Annotated in this window: 16 protein-coding genes; 6 read left to right on the forward strand and 10 right to left on the reverse strand. The window is 35.5% G+C overall.

Features of this window, described 5'->3' with window-relative positions; all coding sequences use genetic code 11:
* Positions 1-40 precede the first annotated feature (40 nt).
* The 4 genes from AC2A1G_RS01865 (at position 41) to AC2A1G_RS01880 (ending at position 4,835) form a co-directional block, all read left to right on the forward strand.
* A complete protein-coding gene (locus AC2A1G_RS01865) occupies positions 41-1,405 on the forward strand; it encodes an AAA family ATPase (protein WP_484045257.1) in 1,365 nt (454 codons plus the stop codon).
* Positions 1,406-1,817: 412 nt separating this feature from the next.
* A complete protein-coding gene (locus AC2A1G_RS01870) occupies positions 1,818-2,777 on the forward strand; it encodes a T9SS type A sorting domain-containing protein (protein ID WP_484045258.1) in 960 nt (319 codons plus the stop codon).
* A 144-nt stretch (positions 2,778-2,921) separates the two neighbouring features.
* The gene (gene prfB / locus AC2A1G_RS01875) at positions 2,922-4,034 is read left to right on the forward strand and encodes a peptide chain release factor 2 (RefSeq protein WP_484045259.1); all 1,113 of its coding nucleotides are present in this window, start codon (positions 2,922-2,924) and stop codon (positions 4,032-4,034) included.
* 87 nt (positions 4,035-4,121) lie between these two features.
* Positions 4,122-4,835 (forward strand): DedA family protein, encoded by a 714-nt coding sequence (locus tag AC2A1G_RS01880; RefSeq protein ID WP_484045260.1) that lies wholly within the window; start codon positions 4,122-4,124, stop codon positions 4,833-4,835.
* 169 nt (positions 4,836-5,004) lie between these two features.
* Here the strand turns inward: AC2A1G_RS01880 and AC2A1G_RS01885 are convergent, their stop codons facing one another.
* The 3 genes from AC2A1G_RS01885 to AC2A1G_RS01895 all read right to left on the reverse strand — a co-directional run bounded on the left by AC2A1G_RS01885 (position 5,005) and on the right by AC2A1G_RS01895 (position 7,342).
* Positions 5,005-5,868 (reverse strand): alpha/beta hydrolase, encoded by an 864-nt coding sequence (locus AC2A1G_RS01885; RefSeq protein ID WP_484045261.1) that lies wholly within the window; start codon positions 5,866-5,868, stop codon positions 5,005-5,007.
* A 53-nt stretch (positions 5,869-5,921) separates the two neighbouring features.
* A complete protein-coding gene (locus AC2A1G_RS01890; RefSeq protein WP_484045262.1) occupies positions 5,922-6,755 on the reverse strand; it encodes a hypothetical protein in 834 nt (277 codons plus the stop codon).
* A 95-nt stretch (positions 6,756-6,850) separates the two neighbouring features.
* Complete coding sequence (locus AC2A1G_RS01895) at positions 6,851-7,342, reverse strand: hypothetical protein (protein WP_484045263.1); 492 nt, start codon at positions 7,340-7,342, stop codon at positions 6,851-6,853.
* Between the two features lie 216 nt (positions 7,343-7,558).
* On the opposite strand from AC2A1G_RS01895, the gene AC2A1G_RS01900 reads away from it, so the two are divergent.
* Both AC2A1G_RS01900 and AC2A1G_RS01905 read left to right on the forward strand, forming a co-directional pair.
* Positions 7,559-8,464: a DUF808 family protein gene (locus tag AC2A1G_RS01900; protein WP_484045264.1), complete on the forward strand. Its 906-nt coding sequence runs from the start codon at positions 7,559-7,561 to the stop codon at positions 8,462-8,464.
* Between the two features lie 97 nt (positions 8,465-8,561).
* The gene (locus tag AC2A1G_RS01905) at positions 8,562-9,464 is read left to right on the forward strand and encodes an acyltransferase family protein (protein WP_484045265.1); all 903 of its coding nucleotides are present in this window, start codon (positions 8,562-8,564) and stop codon (positions 9,462-9,464) included.
* Here AC2A1G_RS01905 and AC2A1G_RS01910 read toward each other — a convergent pair.
* The 7 genes from AC2A1G_RS01910 to AC2A1G_RS01940 form a co-directional block, all read right to left on the reverse strand.
* Positions 9,456-10,460: a YncE family protein gene (locus tag AC2A1G_RS01910; RefSeq protein ID WP_484045266.1), complete on the reverse strand. Its 1,005-nt coding sequence runs from the start codon at positions 10,458-10,460 to the stop codon at positions 9,456-9,458. The genes AC2A1G_RS01905 and AC2A1G_RS01910 overlap by 9 nt on opposite strands.
* 84 nt (positions 10,461-10,544) lie before the next feature.
* Positions 10,545-11,564 (reverse strand): glycoside hydrolase family 43 protein, encoded by a 1,020-nt coding sequence (locus tag AC2A1G_RS01915; protein WP_484045267.1) that lies wholly within the window; start codon positions 11,562-11,564, stop codon positions 10,545-10,547.
* A 167-nt stretch (positions 11,565-11,731) separates the two neighbouring features.
* Positions 11,732-12,412: a hypothetical protein gene (locus AC2A1G_RS01920; protein WP_484045268.1), complete on the reverse strand. Its 681-nt coding sequence runs from the start codon at positions 12,410-12,412 to the stop codon at positions 11,732-11,734.
* A 92-nt stretch (positions 12,413-12,504) separates the two neighbouring features.
* On the reverse strand, positions 12,505-13,626 hold the full coding sequence (dnaJ, locus tag AC2A1G_RS01925; RefSeq protein ID WP_484045269.1) for a molecular chaperone DnaJ: 1,122 nt from the start codon (positions 13,624-13,626) through the stop codon (positions 12,505-12,507).
* A 98-nt stretch (positions 13,627-13,724) separates the two neighbouring features.
* Positions 13,725-14,261, reverse strand: a complete 537-nt coding sequence (locus AC2A1G_RS01930; RefSeq protein ID WP_484045270.1) for a nucleotide exchange factor GrpE — start codon at positions 14,259-14,261, stop codon at positions 13,725-13,727.
* A 409-nt stretch (positions 14,262-14,670) separates the two neighbouring features.
* Complete coding sequence (locus tag AC2A1G_RS01935) at positions 14,671-16,002, reverse strand: Nramp family divalent metal transporter (RefSeq protein ID WP_484045271.1); 1,332 nt, start codon at positions 16,000-16,002, stop codon at positions 14,671-14,673.
* A gap of 115 nt (positions 16,003-16,117) precedes the next feature.
* Positions 16,118-17,437: an OmpA family protein gene (locus AC2A1G_RS01940; protein WP_484045272.1), complete on the reverse strand. Its 1,320-nt coding sequence runs from the start codon at positions 17,435-17,437 to the stop codon at positions 16,118-16,120.
* Positions 17,438-17,464: the final 27 nt, after the last annotated feature.

The following is a 17,464-nucleotide window of genomic DNA, read 5'->3' on the forward strand; positions in this document are numbered from 1 at the left end:
AATCTAAATTTTGCAAAAGCAAAATTTAGTATATTTGAATATGAAGCTTACAGAACTAGCCCACGAACTCAACATATCTCCCGAAGCGATAAAAAGATTTATTCAGGATTTCGATCTTGAGCTTGGAGAATGTATTTCTACCAATTTTGAGGTGAAAGATGATTTTGAAAAATTTGCCCGTGAAAATTCAGATTTTCTGCGTCAGTACGAGAAAGATTTAGATGAAAATAAATCGGCAAAAGAAATTGCAGAAACCATAAAGCAACCCGAAGAAAAAGTAGAAAAAATCATCAAAGAATTTCAGGATAATATTTTTGATAACGGCTTTTTTCGCTCATCGGTATCCAGTTTTGGGGTAGATCAGAAGTTAGGTGGAAATTATCAGTTCGTTTATAATTATTTTGGAAATAAAACCAGTCTGCAACAGCGTGACTTTATAGGCTATCGGGATTTGTTCTTTTATATTTCGGGAGTTTTGGAACCGTTTTTAAATCCTCAACAGATTAAAGACTGGGGAATTCATAAGCCTGCGGGAATTATTCTCTACGGACCCCCGGGAAGCGGAAAAATTTTCTGGGGTAACAAAATTGCTGAAATTATCGGGTTTAGATTTAAGGAAATCAAGAAACATTATCTTTCAAATTCGCTTATAGATGGAAATCAAACCAATTTTAATGATTTCATCAGCACCATGCTGAAAGATGGAAAAGCAGCTCTTTTCCTCGAAGATTTTGATGAAATTATGATGGAGAGAAATGCTGAAAACAGCGTTGCAACCTGCAATCTCGAAACTCAGGAAGTTATTTTGCACCACATCAGCAAATTCACATCTGCCAACGTTTTGATGCTTGGTTCTGCCAATTCGGTTTCAGAAATTGATGAAGAGGTTCTGGCGCCTGGAAGATTTGATGTTCTTGTTCCGGTTTTTCCTCCCAATGCGGCTGAGAGAGCGGAAATCATTCTCTATTCTATGTTAAAAGGTCTTGATACTGATTCTTTATTATTTAAAATTTTAAAAAATAACAAAGCAGATAAAATTCCGTTTTGGCACAGTGTATCTTCGCAGATGAAGACGTTCAGCAACACCATGATCATTGATTTTAGTCAGAGTTTGAAAAAGAGAATTAAAAATCTGTATCAAAAAACCAGAAATGAGAAGTTGGTAATTGATCAAAATCTCATCAACGGGGCTCTGCGTGAAGCGGCATCCAAACTTACCGAAGAGTATCTCGGTCAAGTTGCTCAATTTCTTCATGACGCTATCGTAAACAATCTTGAAGATTTTCAATTCAGAATTAAAGCTTTAAAAGACGAATTGGAGTCTTACAGAGCGGTTGAAGAACCGAGAAGAGCAATTGGTTTTCAGCATAGTGCAGATGAGGAGGTTAAAGACAGTCAGGGATAGTTTTTAAATTTCATCAATTTTCGTTTAAGTCTAAAATTTCTTAATACATTATAAAAGATCAGGGTTCAAGCTCTGATCTTTTTCTTTTCTCAGAAAATTCTTTATAAATATTAGGTTACATCAGAATTAAGAAATTTCACCATTTTTTTTCAGTAAAATCCCTTTTTATGCATTTTGATCAAGATAGAGTATCTGGTGAGTACCCATATTTATTTGATTTACATCTATATTTGAAAGGTAAAACATCTTTTATTGGTGAATATTTATTTTTTAAGCAATATGATTTTCAAATAGGTTTTAGATAAGTAATTAACATTCATATTGTCTAAATTTTAAATATCGGTCTAAATTTTAATCAAATTTTAAATGAAATAAAAATAGTTTTTTAAACACTAAACAAATACTGTAATCTATGAAAAAACAACTCCTTTCTTTAGGTTTGGTCTTAGCTTTTGTTGCAGCAAATGCTCAAACTTACCAGACTTTATCTTTATCAGGTTTCAATGCTGATGTTATTGCTAACGGAACTGGCGCTGCGTCTGCCTCTACAAATGCAAGTCTGGATAAGCCTACGGACAACTTTGCATACATGTCTAAAGACTACAAACTTACTGCTACATCTACAGCTCTTACATACGGCTTGCCGGAAACCGGCTTGATTACTTCTGCAGTTGCATCCACAAATGGCTTAACCTATCAGCTGGCGTCTTATGATGCAAATAATTCACTCAGGCTTCCCAATGCCAATGATACCGGTACACTCACTCTTGCTACTCCGGGATCTGCAAATACACTTTATGTTTTGGCTGTGAGCGGAAGCGGACCTTCTACAGGTGAGATTACGGTGAACTTTGCAGATACGACAACGCAGGTTTTTGCTAATACCAATTTTCAGGATTGGTATGGAGGGACTAATTTTGCGATTCAGGGAATTGGGAGAATCAACAGATCTTCCAGTGCACTGGAAAACGGAGGTGGAACGAATCCAAGAATTTATCAGATTCCATTAGCGATTTCTGCGGCAAATCAAGCCAAAGTAATTACTTCGGTTACAGTAAAAAAAACGTCTACGGATGTTACGGTGATTAATGTTTTTGCAATTTCTGCTCAAGGTCTGGTTCTTTCTGTAGATGATGCAAAAGCACTGAAAAAAGCAGGAATTTATCCAAATCCTTTCTCTGAGTATTTGAATTTTAATGATATTTCTGATGTTGCTTCGGTGAGTATCGTTGATCTTTCCGGAAAAACGCTTCTGAAAGATATTAAACCGGAATCTCAGCTGAATCTGTCTTCTCTTGAAAGCGGCGTTTACACCCTAATTATTAAAGATAAAAACGGAAAACAGACTTCAAAAAAAGTAATCAAGAAGTAAAATGTTTTAAAAGATATTTTTCATAAGAATTAATGTTAGATTTTATAATCAGATTTGTATTGATACAGGTCTGATTTTTTATATCTGAACCATTACAAAACGTGATGATATTATCCGTAAATTTGCAGTTCAAATTTTTAAGCTTTGATCAACAACGACCAGATAAAAGAAATTCAGTCCAGAATAGAAGATCTTCAGAAATATCTTCAGATTGATAAAAAGAAAATCGAAATCGCCAACGATGACGAAAAAACGGCCTCTCCTGAGTTTTGGGATAATCCTAAAACTGCTGAGGTGTTCCTGAAACAGCTTCGTTCCAAGAAAAAATGGGTGGAAGATTATGAAGAAATCAATACTCAGTTTGAAGATTTGCAGGTCTTACTTGAATTTGCCAGAGAAGACCCTGATTCTGAAAAAGAATTAGACGAAACTTTCCCTCTTCTGGTAGAAAAAATAGAAAATATTGAGTTTAAAAATATGTTGTCTAATGAAGGCGACGAGCTTTCAGCAGTACTTCAAATCACTGCGGGAGCGGGTGGTACAGAAAGTTGCGACTGGGCTGCGATGTTGATGAGAATGTATAATATGTGGGCAGAAAAACAGGGCTACAAGATTCGTGAACTCAATTATCAGGAAGGGGAAGTTGCGGGTGTAAAAACCGTGACCATGGAAATTGACGGAGAGTTTGCTTTCGGGTATCTTCGTGGCGAAAACGGTGTTCACAGACTTGTAAGAATTTCACCCTTTGATTCTAATGCCAAGAGACACACGAGTTTTGTTTCAGTATACGTTTATCCTTTGGTGGATGACACAATCGAAATTAATATCAACCCTGCCGATATTTCATTTGAAACGATGAGGTCTTCAGGTGCTGGTGGGCAGAATGTTAACAAAGTAGAAACCGCTGTTCGTCTCCGTCACGCACCAACAGGAATTATCATCGAAAACTCAGAATCACGTTCCCAACTTCAGAATAAAGAAAAAGCAATGCAGCTTTTGAAATCCAGATTGTACGAAATGGAACTGGAAGAAAGACTGAAAGCGAGAAACGAAATTGAAGCCGGGAAAATGAAAATCGAGTGGGGAAGCCAGATCAGAAACTACGTGATGCATCCTTATAAACTGGTAAAAGACGTTCGCTCCGGACATGAAACTTCAGATGTTGACGGCGTCATGAACGGAAATCTTACCCCTTTCTTAAAAGCATTTTTAATGGCAGACGGAACGGCGGTTTCAGATGACGATCTCGACCTATAAAATATCATGTTTACATTTACGTTAAAATATGCTAATATATTTTCAGCATAATTTTATTAAGCTTATTTTTGTTCATCATCATTATATATGGAATACAATAGCTGGAGAGATTTATTAAATCCCGAATTTTACATCAACATGGGTGGATTCTGGGTAATCTTGTTCATTATTTTTGCCGAAACAGGCTTATTTGTAGGATTTTTCCTGCCGGGAGATTCACTTCTTTTCGTTTCCGGAATTTATGCAGTAGATATTATTTCTAAAACATTTGGTTCTACAGGAAGTGACTTTTTAGATACAACTTTCCTTGCCTCCGCTGTTGCGATTGCAGCAATCATTGGAAATCAGGTTGGATACTGGTTTGGAAGCAAAACAGGTCCGGCTTTATACAAAAAACAGGATACTTTTTTATTCAAGAAAAAATACCTTTATCAGGCTCATGATTTCTTTGAAAAAAATGGTGCTTTGGCAGTAATCATGGCGAGATTCTTACCAGTGGTAAGAACATTTATGCCGATTGTTGCAGGTATTGTAAATATGGACAAAAAAGCATTTCTGAGAGACAATATTATTGGAGGTGTACTTTGGTCTTTCAGTTTGATCTTTGCAGGTCATTATTTGGATAAATTGTTTATGGATCAGTTTGGAATTAATTTAAAAGAAAAACTGGAGTTCATCATTATTATCATTGTTTTGGTAACGACTGTTCCTGTAATTTTAAAATTCGTATTCGGAGCACCAAAAGAAAATCCGAAATTGGAAGATGAAGTTTTAGAAGACTTAATAGACAAAGAAAAATAAATTATCAACCTGCTTCGGCAGGTTTTTTTTGCTTTGAGTGGTTAAGGTTAAGGTTAAGGTTAAGGTTAAGGTTGCAAACTTTAGATTTTTTGAAGAGGGTTCAAACGTTTTCTTAATTTGCCATTCATCATTCATCATTCATCATTCATTACCTATTACTTATCACCCATTACTCATTTCTAATCCACTCCAAAATATTCGGGTAAATAATACTGTCTCTTTTAGTTTTGTTGAAAAACCTTGGAGCGTGACCCGTGTTTTTCATAAAAACCAGTTTATGGGGAATTTTCATCTCCGTTAAAACTGAATCTAATGCCAATCCTTGTTTTTGATTCACCAAAAAATCAGTATTTCCCTGAAATAGTAGCGTTGGAACCGAAGAAACATTGGCAATCGGACTTGCTGTTTTAAATTCTTCAGACAGGTTTTTTCTTTTAAATTTCGTTCCCACCATTTTCTGAATACTTCCGGAGGTGTATTTTGAGTAAAATGATTTTAAATATTCATCAGAATAAAAATCTGTCGGGCCACTCAAAGAAATTATTTTCTTAATTCTATCAGGATTTTTATAACCGTACAATAAAGCCAAATGCCCACCAGCACTTTCGCCCAAGAGGATATAATTGTCAGGCAGTAATTCTGATTTCTCGGAAAGGGAATTAAATTTTTGAATCGCCAAGTCAATATCCTCAAGCTGTTCACGATAAGTAATACCTTTCTTTACAAGACGGTAATTCATATTCACACTCGGAATATTATTAGCAAAAAGCATCTTCTGTATTTGAATCATGTGCTCTTTATTTCCATATTTCCAGGCACCACCGTGAACAATCAAAACAACAGGGGAATTTTGCGGATAATCAGCTGGCAGAAAAATATCCATTTTTTGGCGTTTATGCTCGCCATATTTAAGATTGTAGACTTTTTGAGAATTATTTCCAACCCAAACCCGAAATTTTGTGTTGCAGGAGTTAAGCACACAGCTGATTAAACCGAGAACAAAAAAATGGTAATTGAAAATCAGCTTTTTCATTAGATAAAGTTAATGAAAAGATGGTTGGAATTCAATCGCAAAAACATGATTTTTTACTCTAAAATTATCTGTTCTTTACATTTATTATCGGTCCAGTATTCTATTTTTGTATAATATCCTTCTTCGCAATTGCAACTCTTTTTATCAGATATAAACTTTGATTTTTTTAATAAAACACGATTCTTCAGATCAAACTGATAAGATTCAAAAACATTGTATTGAGTGATAGTGATTTCCTCAATTCCATCTTCAGGATTATAGTAAAATGAATGTTCTTCCCAAAGGATTTCATTCTTTAAAACTGAATAATTTAAGGAGCCGTTTTCATATTCGTATTTGAATTCATCAAACTCATTGCCTCTTTGGTGGAATTTGTAATTGAGTCTTCCGCTTTCATCATAATAATTAAAAGTTGCTTCAAAGTCAGCATTATTTTCATGCTCTTGATTGTAGAGATGAAGATACTTTTTGGGGTCAGTAAGGCTGATGGTTTTGGTTTTAGCTAAATTTTCTGTTCCTCTGTAAATCTCAGAGCCAGAATAATTTTGAAGAAAATAAAATGTTCTGTTATCATCACTTTTCTGTGCAAAATAGACCGGCGGATTATTCAGCTCAACCAATTTTTCATTGCAGGTAAATTCTACTGTGTTTTTCTTGAAATTTCTGAACGATAAAACCTGTTTCAAATCTTCAAATCTGCCATAAATTCTGCCAATTTTTGCATTTCCATATTGAGAATATTCAACTTTGTACTGTATTTCGGAAATGGGTTTTGAACTTCCAAGACAAGTTGTTTTAAAAGATTTTACGGTACATTCAATTCCTGAAATATCTTCTTGACCAAAACCGAAAACCGGAATTAAGAAGATGAAAATAAGATTTTTCATAAGATAAAATTAATGAAAAGATGGTGTGAAATAAATTGCAAAAACATGATTTTATACTCAGAAATTACCTTTCGCAAACATTTATTTTTTAACTCTTAAAATCTGTGATAAGCCCAATTGTATTCATGACCTGTTATCAGAAAACGGTTTTCACTCAAATGATTAAGCATAACATCACACTCTATGTAACCGTTATATAAACTGAAATTCAAAGCAAATTTATATTCGTAAAGATTCATAATTTTTACAGTAACTTGCCGTAAATCATCTTTGATTATTTCTTCAAATATATCTTCTCCTTTATAATCTTTATTAATCAAAAGCAACTGTTCAAGAAATCTAATTGCCATATTCAATATAATTTTTTCATTTTGAAGATAAAAATCAATACATTTCTTTAGCTTTAATTCAAAATCAGTTTGTGCAAAAATACTTGCGGCACAATCTTGTGTAACATTGAAGTCGATCATTTTTACAGTCTCCGAATCACGTTTAATAAATGTACTAAGCCATCCGTCAGTCAAATGCTCTGTGAATGTTATAAAATCATGCTTTTCAGGACGAATTTGTATCGTTTTACCAGTCATATTCTACACTGTTTTTGAATCTGAATTTAATTTCTTAAAGATCAAATTTAAGTTTTTCTACATATAAATTATCTTTCAATAGTTTATGAAACTAATATTTTGTGTTCAATTTTAAGTTTACATTTTTTTAAACCTCTTTAATGTTTAAAACCCAAATTAAATAATTATTTTTGCTTTGGTTTTATTTTAACAAAACTTAAAAATACATTAAAATTTATGGCTTCAGGCTTTTTTGCAATTCTTGACGATATTGCTGCTTTGATGGACGATGTGGCGGTGACAAGTAAAATTGCTACTCAAAAAACTGCTGGTATTTTAGGTGACGATCTTGCGGTAAATGCCGAAAAGGCAACAGGTTTCCTTTCTTCAAGAGAAATTCCGGTGTTGATGAAAATTATGAAAGGTTCTTTTGTCAACAAATTGATTATTGTTCCTTTTGTTTTTCTTTTAGAATGGCTTTACTCGCCGGCAATTAAATTTATTTTGATTATTGGTGGTTTGTATTTGGCTTTTGAGGGAGTTGAAAAAATTATTGAATTTCTTTTTCACAGAGAAAAAAAAGGGCATGAGGTTATAGAAGAAGCTAATGATGTAGTAGAGGATGGCGAGGAAGCTGAAAAGGCTAAAGTGAAATCTGCCGTTACAACCGATTTTATTTTGTCGTTAGAAATTGTAATTATTGCCTTGGCAGCGGCAAAAGACGGTTATGAAGCTTTGAAATCAGAATTTAATCCTTTTCTTGTAGAAGTGGTAACAGTTTCTGTAGTTTCGATTATCGCTACAGTGGGCGTTTACGGGATTGTAGCCTTAATTGTTAGGATGGATGACGCTGGTTTTAAATTAATCAAAAAAAGCAAAGGAAGAGGGTTTGTTTCAAAATTGGGGCAACTTTTGGTTGATGCGCTTCCTTGGGTAATTAAATCTTTGGGAGTGATAGGTACACTTGCTTTAATTCTTGTTGCGGGAGGAATCTTCGATCACAACATTGATTTTCTTCACCACAGTTTACCAACATGGCACGAAAAACTTAAACAGGTTGTATTCGGCATAGCCGGCGGCTTGATTGGTGTGGTTTTATTCACAGCAGGAAAAAAAGCATACAGTCTTGTTGCTAAAAAATAAAACAGACTATTAAATAAAAAATTAAAGTTTACGGAAAAGTCTTCGGGCAGATTCGTAAACTTTTTCGTTTACAATGAGAAGTTTAGCTATTGATCTTATGAAAATTGTACTCGCTCTATTTGTGGTCGGGTTGCATATTCATTTTCTCAGAGACAGCTTTCCAACGCTCAGTTATGTTTTGGTGAATGGACTTTTCCGTTTGGGAGTTCCAGTTTTTCTGATGATCAGCGGATATTACTTTTTCTTCATTAATGATTTTGCGAAGCTTAAAAAATGGCTTTTCAGAATTTTTATTTTGTATGCAATCTGGACGGTTGTTTATATTCCTTTGTGGAAAGAGGGTGATGCCTTTCCTAATATAATCTTCGGTTATCATCATTTATGGTATCTCAACGGAACTTTGTTTGCCGGAATTCTGTTGTTTTTTCTGAAAAATAAAAGCCCGAAACTTATTTTTTCTCTTGTACTTCTGTTTTTCTTTTGTGGATACAGTATTCAGTATCTCGGAAATTCGCACATTTTTGAAGGCGAAACTGATGTTCTGTTTAATAAATATCCAATGTACAGAAATTTTCTTTTTGACTGTTTCCCGTTCCTTGCGATTGGATTTTTAATTAAAAAACTCGAACTTGATGTGAAAAGAAATCCGTCAGTTTGGATGGTTTTAATTTCCGTTTTGGCAGTTGTTTTGGAGGCTTATTGCAATATTGAAGTTTTACATTTACCCAAAAAAGACAGTGTAGATTTGCTTTTTTCTTTGCTTTTTGCGTGTCCGGTTTTGTTTATTTACTTTAAAAATTTAAGTTTTAAAACAGACTCAAAAATTCTTGCGAGTATTTCTACAGCAATCTATTTCATTCATCCTTTGCTGATGTTTTATATTTACAAATCGTCAAATATTTTTATCAGAGAATTTGAGGATATTATTTTTTTAAGTTCGCTTATTGCCTCGAGTTTAATTTTAGTTTTAATGAATAAAAAACTGAAATATTTACTTTGAAATAGCCATTCCATCAGGTCTTCCCCCGATTTCAAGTTTTTTGATGACTTCCTGCGTTTGAAGGTCGATTACAGCAATAAAATTATTGGGTGTACATGATACGAAAAGTCTGTTTTTCTCGGCATCAACCAACATTGCTGCACCTTGTCCTGATTGAATTCGCTTTGTTTCTTTTCTTGTTTTCGTATCGATAAAAATTAATTCGCCGGTTTTTACACTAACAGCAAAAACGGTTTTTCCATCAGCACTGAATTTCAAACGGTGAAGCCCCAAAACTTTTGTGTTTACATCGTTTAAAATTGTCTTTTTTTCTGGATCGATGATGATGATATGTCCGTCTGGTCTTACTGCCCAAATTTCTTTTCCGTCTGGCGAAACATCGAAACCTTCAACGCCTTTTCCTGCAGGAATTAAAGTCTGAATCCAGTCCCATCTTGGTTTTGCATTCGCTGGTAAAACTCCCGTTGGCGGAACGGTGGGCTGCAACAAAACATGGTCAAAAATACTCACCGTTCCAGATTCTATGTTTGTAGTGTAAAAATGGTCTGCATCGGAAGTTACGTGAAGAAGATGCGTTACATTTTGCCCCGTTCCCATCGACCATTCGAGTTTTTCTGTTGCGAGATCAAATCTTCCGACGGCTTTTGAACCTTGTGCTGTAAACCAAAGTTTGTTTTTAATTAAAGCCAAACCATGAGAACCGTATAAGGGTCTGATGTCTAAATTTTTTTCAGGTTTTAAATTTTTTAAATCAATGATGTTGATTTCATGGGCTGTTCCGTTGGAAGTATTTGCGACAAAGGCTTTTTCTCCGTTTTCGGTAGTAATTACCTCATGAGGATCTTCACCAACAGGGATTTTTTTAATAATATTTAAATTTTCATAATCCAAAACAACCATTTGGTGATCTGCCTTTGAAAGTACTAAAATGTATTTGTTTTGAGCTGTGGAAAAATTGAAAAAACTTAAAGTAACAAGAAAATAGAAAAACTTCATAGAATAATTTTTAAAACAAAAAAAGAGACAAAAAATGCCTCTTTTATGATTGTTTTTAACGATCAAAGTTAAATGCAGATTTCTCTAATCCTGCCCATTCATCGGGATTATCTTGCCGTTTTCATCATATTTCAGTTCTCTCACTTTTAAACTTCTGAGATAGCTTTTTCCGCCGGAAGGTTTGCTGTCGTGATAAAAAAGATACCATTTATTGTCGATTTCTACGATGCTATGGTGAGTCGTCCAGCCAACTACCGGACTCAAAATATCTCCTCGAAAAGTAAATGGTCCGTAAGGATTGTCTCCGGTTGCATACACCAGTTTGTGCGTTTCTCCGGTAGAATAGGAGAGGTAATATTTGTTTTGATATTGGTGAACCCAGACACCTTCAAAAAATCTTCGGTTTTGGTCTCCTGCTTTCAGAAGATTACCGTTTTCATCAAATATTTTGATGTCTTTCGGAGCTTCTGCGAGTTCTTTCATATTGTTTTTCAATAAAGCAATTTTGGGTAGCAAAGCGTTTTCCTCTTTATTTAATTCAGGATAATTTTCTGAATGAATATTATTTCGGTACTGCTGAAGTTGTCCGCCTTTTAAACCACCAAAATAGATGTAATATTTTCCTTTGTCTTCCAAAATTTTAGGATCGATACTGTATGTTCCCTTGATTGGATTTTTTTCTGCTTTAAAAGGACCTGCGGGATTTTTTGACATCGCAACGCCAACTCTGAAAATTCCGTTTTTGTCTTTTGCCGGAAAATAAAGGTAATAATTCTTGCCTTTTTTTGCCATGTCGGGAGCCCAAAGTTGCTTTTCTGCCCAGGGAATGTCTTCTAATTTTAAAGCAATTCCTTCATCTTTAGCTTTTTCAGTTGGTGAATTTAAAGTTAAAACATGATAATCTTTCATGTTAAAATGACCTCCGTTTGCAGCATCGGTCACTTCCGTCTGAATATCATGAGAAGGATAGATGTAAATTTTTTTGTCGAAGATATGTACCGAAGGATCTGCGAAGTACAAATCGTCGAACAGGTATTGTGGTTTTTCCTGTGCAAAAACAATCTGAGCAAAGAAAACCATTGCTAAAGCCTTTTTTAAAACCATTTTTAGAATTTTGTCAATCTAAAATATTGAAAAAATGCTGTCTTTAAAAATTTTTAAATGAAGTTTATACAGTAAAGGCTTTTGGTTTTTCATCATTATTATGATAAGGAAGTATAATGGTTATCTGTAATTTGATGTAATCTTAAAAACTTTTTCAGGCTTAATAATTATTTTATGGAAAGTTTATTAATAAAAGCCAATTTTATTTGAGAAGCACCAACGAATTCAGAATGATTAAGATCAATTTCTTTTTCGGTTTTTAATTTTTCAAAAAAGCTGATGAGTTTTTCTTTATAATTGCTTTTTTCAATGTAATTGTTAAAAAATAACTCGGAAGTTTCGTGATCGGAATGGCACAAAAGAAAATCAAGTGAACCTAAAGAATTTTCACAATAAGGATTAAATTTTGTCCCTTTGTTTTTTAAAAATTCTATCGCAGTTTCTTTAGAATCAAAGATTTCAAAAATTGGGAGTACAAACTTTTGAATATTCTTTACAATTTCATGGATAGATTTTTCATAGGAAAGACCCGCCAAATTCCATTTTTTCCAAGTTTGAAGTGGAGTTATATAGCCGATATGATTGGCGTAAACTAAACCTTTACAATATTCATTTTTAATGTTTTCAATCTGCCATTTCTTTAAACTTTTAGAATAAATAGCCATACTGGGATTAATCATAATGCGGGAAGAATGATTATTAACATCAGTCTGAAAAGTAATTTCAAAAAAAATATCTTTATCCGAAGATACTTTTTTCAGACGTTGCCCTTTTTCAAGGATCTTGAAACCTTCAAGCTGATTGGCTACATCTGTACAGGCTTTTAAAAATACAGTTTTGGAGTCCATTAATTTTGTAAATGTTTCGGTGTTTAAACAAATATAGACTAAAATTGATGGAAAAAAAAGAGACTTAAAAAAATTAAGTCTCTCAAAATATTTTAGTTGAATAAATCTTTTACCTTATCAAAGAAAGATTTTTCTTTTCCTGATGGTTCGGCTTCCATTTCGCCGGTACTCATCATTTTTTCAAAGAAATCTCTCTGTTCTTTATTCAGTTTTTGTGGAGTCCATACGTTGATGTGGATAAACATATCGCCTTTTCCGTAGCTGTCTATGCTTGGTAAACCTTTTCCGGCTAATCTCAAAATTTTACCGGATTGAGTTCCTGCATCTACCGTGATTTTTACTTTTCCGCCAACAGTAGGAATTTCTTTTTTCGTTCCCAAAGCCGCTTCAGCATAAGAAACATAAAGCTCCTGATGAAGGTTGTCGCCTTCTCTTTTGATGACCTGATCCACTTCTTCTTCCACGATAACCAAAAGGTCTCCCGGAATTCCGCCAAATGGAGCGTCATTACCTTTTCCTCTAACATTCAGCTGAATACCATCTCTTGCTCCAGCAGGAATGTTGATTGAGATTTCCTCCTCATCTTTAACTAAACCTTGTGCATTAGCTCCTGCCGGAATTTTATCGGCAACTTTCCCGATTCCCTGACAGGTTCCGCAAGTGGTTTGCGTCTGCATCTGTCCGAACATCGTGTTCATTACTTTCATCTGAACTCCCGCCCCGCCACAGGTAGGGCAGGTTTTAGAAGTTGCACCTTCAGCCATCTTCATCTTTTTGACTTTGATGGTTTTCTGAGTACCATTTACCATTTCCTCAAGATTAAGCTTGATTCTGATTCTTAAATTTGAACCTTTCACCTGCTGACGACCACCGCCGCCACCGCCAAATCCTCCGAAACCGCCACCGCCGAAAATATCTCCAAACTGACTGAAGATGTCTTCCATGTTCATTCCGCCACCGAAACCGCCGCCGCCAAAACCGCCAGCGCCACCCATTCCGGCGTGACCGTATTGGTCATAGCGTGCTTTTTTGTTTTCGTCGCTCAGGATTTCGTAAGCTTCTGCAGCTTCTTTAAATTTTTCTTCGGCTTCCTTGTCTCCCGGATTTTTATCTGGGTGAAATTTAATAGCCATTTTACGGTATGCTTTCTTTATCTCGTCGGCTGATGCAGATTTGCTGATCTCAAGAACCTCGTAATAATCTCTTTTTGACATCTCTTCTTATAATTGATTATTGATAAATGATAATAGATATTTAAAATTAAAAGATGAGTATACTATCAATTATCACTCATCATTTATCATTCATTAAATTAGTTACCTGTTACTACTTTTGCGAATCTGATTACTTTTTCTCCTAAAGTGTATCCTGTCTCGATTACATCTACAATTTTACCTTTCAAATCTTCTGTCGGAGCAGGGATTTGAGTAATTGCCTCGTGAAAATCTACGTTGAAACTGTCTCCAGCTCTCACTTCCATGATCTTCAATCCTTTTTCGGTAAGTTTATTTTTGAATTTATTGTAAATCAACTCTACACCCTGAAGGTCGCTTTCGTTGCCGTTTTTAGCAATTTCTTTTAATGCTCTTTCAAAATCATCCAAAACTCCAAGCATAGAAACCATCATTTCCTGATTGGCATACTGAAAGAATTCCATTTTCTCTTTTGAAGTTCTTTTTTTGTAGTTTTCAAACTCAGCATAAAGACGAATATAACGATCTTTCTCTTGTGCCAAAAGTTCCTCTGTTGTAGGTTCTACTGTCACATTTTCTTCTGAAACTGTTTCGTTCTGAACCGTCGTTTCCTCTTGTTGGCTGATGTTTTCTTCGTTGATATCCTGATTTTCCATATTTCTAATAACTTTTAAAGGTTCTTTCACAAAGATTCTGCCAAAGAAAAAAGCGTGACAATAAGGCAGAGTTAGAAAGAAAGAGCCAGGTAAAAAGTAAAAAGAGCCAAAGAGGAAAAAAGAACTTGGTAAAAAGTAAAAAGAATCAAGTGTTGAAAAAAAATGTTTAAATCAACATTTGTCATTTAACTCAATCGCAATCTCGCCTCATAATCCCGAATCCAAAATCCCGCATCTCAAATCTCAAACATCAAATTTCAAATCATTCAGGAGCTAATCCGGCTATCCGCTGTATCTTTTTTGGTGGCGGTCTCCATTTCATTGCGTCCGCCACCAAAAAAGGATGCCGCTTCTATCCGGGCTATTTAACAGAGAGATAAAGAGTTAAGTTTTAATCTTAACCTTAACCTCAATCCGTAAACGTCTGGTACAAAAGATAAATATTCAGAACAATAATAATCACTGCGATAATCCAGACACATGATTTGAGGAAAGGTTTGTTGGCGAATTCACCCATTTTAGCTTTGTCATTCGTAAACATAACCAAAGGAACAACCGCAAAACTCAACTGCATCGATAAAATAACCTGACTTAAAACCAAAAGATTGGTCGTGCCTTTTTCACCATAAATAATGGTAACAATCAGAGCCGGAATCACAGCAATTAATCTTGTAATTAATCTTCTTAACCAAGGTTTAAGTCTGATATTCAGGAAACCTTCCATCACGATTTGCCCTGCCAAAGTTCCTGTTAAAGTTGAATTTTGTCCCGATGCCAAAAGAGCAATGGCAAAAGCAATGCTCGCCATAGAAGCTCCCAAAATCGGAGTCAACATTTTATAAGCATCATGAATATCGGCTACATGCTTATTTCCGCTGGTGTGAAAAGTGGCAGCAGCCAAAATAAGAATGGCAGCATTAATGAAAAATGCCAGAATCAGGGAAACTGAAGAGTCTAAAGTGGCAAATTTTATCGCCTCTTTTTTACCATCCGTGGTCCGGTCATAATCACGGGTCTGCACAATACTGCTGTGAAGATAAAGGTTATGGGGCATCACCGTTGCACCCAGAATTCCGATGGCGATATAAAGCATCGCCGGATTACTGATAATTTCTTTTTTAGGAATAAAACCACCGAAGATTTCATTTAAAGCCGGTTTAGAAATTACAAGCTCATACACGAAACATCCTAAAATAATAAAAATTAAACCTCCGACAATACTTTCAATCCATCGGAAACCCTTTGCCTGAAGCAGAAGAATAATCAAGACATCAATCGTCGTAATCACAATTCCCCAGGTGAGAGGCATTCCAAAAAGCAGGTTTAAGGCAATTGCAGAACCAATAACTTCTGCCAGATCACATGCAGCAATCGCAATTTCGCAGAATACCCAGAGTATAAAATTGGTGGTAGGGCTGTAATGATCTCTACACGCCTGTGCCAGATCTCTTTCTGCAACAACGCCCAATTTTACAGACAAATGCTGCAAAACCATTGCAAAAATGTTTGAAATTAAAATGACAGACAGTAAAGTATAGCCAAACTGCGCTCCTCCGGCAATGTCGGTAGCCCAGTTTCCGGGATCCATGTAGCCGACAGCAATCATTAATCCGGGGCCGGCAAATGCTAAATATTTCCTCCAGAAGCCAGCATTTCTGGGAATTTTTACCGAAGCATACACTTCGGGTAGGGAATGCATTGTTTTATCTTTTCGCCAGGCGCCTTTTAATTTTAAATTCATATTTGTTAGAAGTGACTAACAAATATACTTAAATCTGTATTAACAGCATTGATTTTTAAATACAAAAAATCCCGAAGACGCACTTCGGGATTAATTTTTATTGATTCTAAAGAATTTATTTAGCGAATCTTACGGACATTTTACGGTCTGAAGCTCTTTCTTCATCCGAAGCGGAAGCATCTACTTCTGCAAATTGACTTCCGTATCCCTCAGCTCCTAAAACTTGTGCTCCCACACCGTTTTTACCCAACCAATCTTTGATGAAATTGGCTCTTGCAGTAGAAATTTTCACATTAGTCGCTTCATCTCCTGTTTTGTCGGTATATCCTCCTATTTTAATTTTTGCATCCGGATATGCTTTTAAAATCGCCACTAAATTCCGTAATTGCCCCTCAGAACCTGCTTCCAATTCAGTAGAACTGTTCATTTTAAAATTAACGTGGTCAAAATCGTACCATGGTTCTTTTAAAGCAGAATCGTCTGCCGCCGATGCGTAAGAGCCAGCTTTTAGGAAAGCAATCATCTGATCTTCCATTCCGCCTTTGTAACCTTTCAGGGAAACTCCGTTCAGGTCAATGTTTTCGTCGGTACGGATTTCAGATGGAGAGTTTGCGGTATCATCAGGATTGGCACTGATAGTATCAGATCTGCTGATTCTCGTAGAGTCATTTCCTGTGATAGTAGAGGTTGTTTCCTTCTTTTCACATTGCTTCCAGACAAAATATCCGGCAGCAAGAAGTAGTAAAAGTGGTAAAAGCCATTTCCAGATAGAGCCTCCACCATCATTGTTATTTCTTTCCGGGAAAGTTCCGCCGTCGGCAACACTTCTTGTAACCTGTGGTGATGGTTCATCAAATGATGTTTTAATATCTTCGGCTACTTTGGTTGCAGGATTTTCGTTTCCTTCAAAACCATAACCTTTCGCCCAGTTTCCAAGATTTAATGAAGCTAAAGAAAGACCTGCTGGCAACAATCCTGAGACGAGGCCTTTTTGTTCGTTTAATAAATTTGAGATTCCGTTGCGATCAAGATTTTGATCTTGAGCATATTTGGCTACTGCTCCAGTTGTTGTTCCTGTAACAAGATTTAATAGAGAATCCGCAGACTGCGAGCTGATCCCGGCATACGTCGCAACAGAGTTAATAAGCGTTGGAAGCTGTTCCCCGAAAATAGTTCTTAGTAAATTGGTGATCCAACTGCTTCCCTGAGTACTTGAATTGAAGTCAGTTGCCGTGTTTTCTGATCCCGCACTTGTGATTGCATCCAATATTGCAGGGTTGCTTGAGTTGTTAGCCAGTCCACCCAGGACTGCAGGTAATAAACCCGATATTGCTTTTGAAATTCCCGATTCGCTTTCACCCAGATTTTGTGCAGTCTGTGATGTCAAAGCCGGACCTAGTTGGCCCTTGATAAGATCAATGAGGTTTAGTGACATAATAATTTATTTTAAAGGTTTATGTGT

The sequence above is a fragment of the Chryseobacterium sp. HNCC26DJ240 genome (assembly GCF_057180485.1).

Excerpts from the sequence above, each read along its gene's own strand:
- AC2A1G_RS01865 (WP_484045257.1), top strand. The coding sequence starts at position 41 with ATGAAGCTTACAGAACTAGCCCACGAACTCAACATATCTCCCGAAGCG.
- AC2A1G_RS01870 (WP_484045258.1), top strand. The coding sequence starts at position 1,818 with ATGAAAAAACAACTCCTTTCTTTAGGTTTGGTCTTAGCTTTTGTTGCA.
- AC2A1G_RS01880 (WP_484045260.1), top strand. The coding sequence starts at position 4,122 with ATGGAATACAATAGCTGGAGAGATTTATTAAATCCCGAATTTTACATC.
- AC2A1G_RS01885 (WP_484045261.1), bottom strand. The coding sequence starts at position 5,868 with ATGAAAAAGCTGATTTTCAATTACCATTTTTTTGTTCTCGGTTTAATC.
- AC2A1G_RS01890 (WP_484045262.1), bottom strand. The coding sequence starts at position 6,755 with ATGAAAAATCTTATTTTCATCTTCTTAATTCCGGTTTTCGGTTTTGGT.
- AC2A1G_RS01895 (WP_484045263.1), bottom strand. The coding sequence starts at position 7,342 with ATGACTGGTAAAACGATACAAATTCGTCCTGAAAAGCATGATTTTATA.
- AC2A1G_RS01900 (WP_484045264.1), top strand. The coding sequence starts at position 7,559 with ATGGCTTCAGGCTTTTTTGCAATTCTTGACGATATTGCTGCTTTGATG.
- AC2A1G_RS01905 (WP_484045265.1), top strand. The coding sequence starts at position 8,562 with ATGAAAATTGTACTCGCTCTATTTGTGGTCGGGTTGCATATTCATTTT.
- AC2A1G_RS01910 (WP_484045266.1), bottom strand. The coding sequence starts at position 10,460 with ATGAAGTTTTTCTATTTTCTTGTTACTTTAAGTTTTTTCAATTTTTCC.
- AC2A1G_RS01915 (WP_484045267.1), bottom strand. The coding sequence starts at position 11,564 with ATGGTTTTAAAAAAGGCTTTAGCAATGGTTTTCTTTGCTCAGATTGTT.
- AC2A1G_RS01920 (WP_484045268.1), bottom strand. The coding sequence starts at position 12,412 with ATGGACTCCAAAACTGTATTTTTAAAAGCCTGTACAGATGTAGCCAAT.
- dnaJ (WP_484045269.1), bottom strand. The coding sequence starts at position 13,626 with ATGTCAAAAAGAGATTATTACGAGGTTCTTGAGATCAGCAAATCTGCA.
- AC2A1G_RS01930 (WP_484045270.1), bottom strand. The coding sequence starts at position 14,261 with ATGGAAAATCAGGATATCAACGAAGAAAACATCAGCCAACAAGAGGAA.
- AC2A1G_RS01935 (WP_484045271.1), bottom strand. The coding sequence starts at position 16,002 with ATGAATTTAAAATTAAAAGGCGCCTGGCGAAAAGATAAAACAATGCAT.
- AC2A1G_RS01940 (WP_484045272.1), bottom strand. The coding sequence starts at position 17,437 with ATGTCACTAAACCTCATTGATCTTATCAAGGGCCAACTAGGTCCGGCT.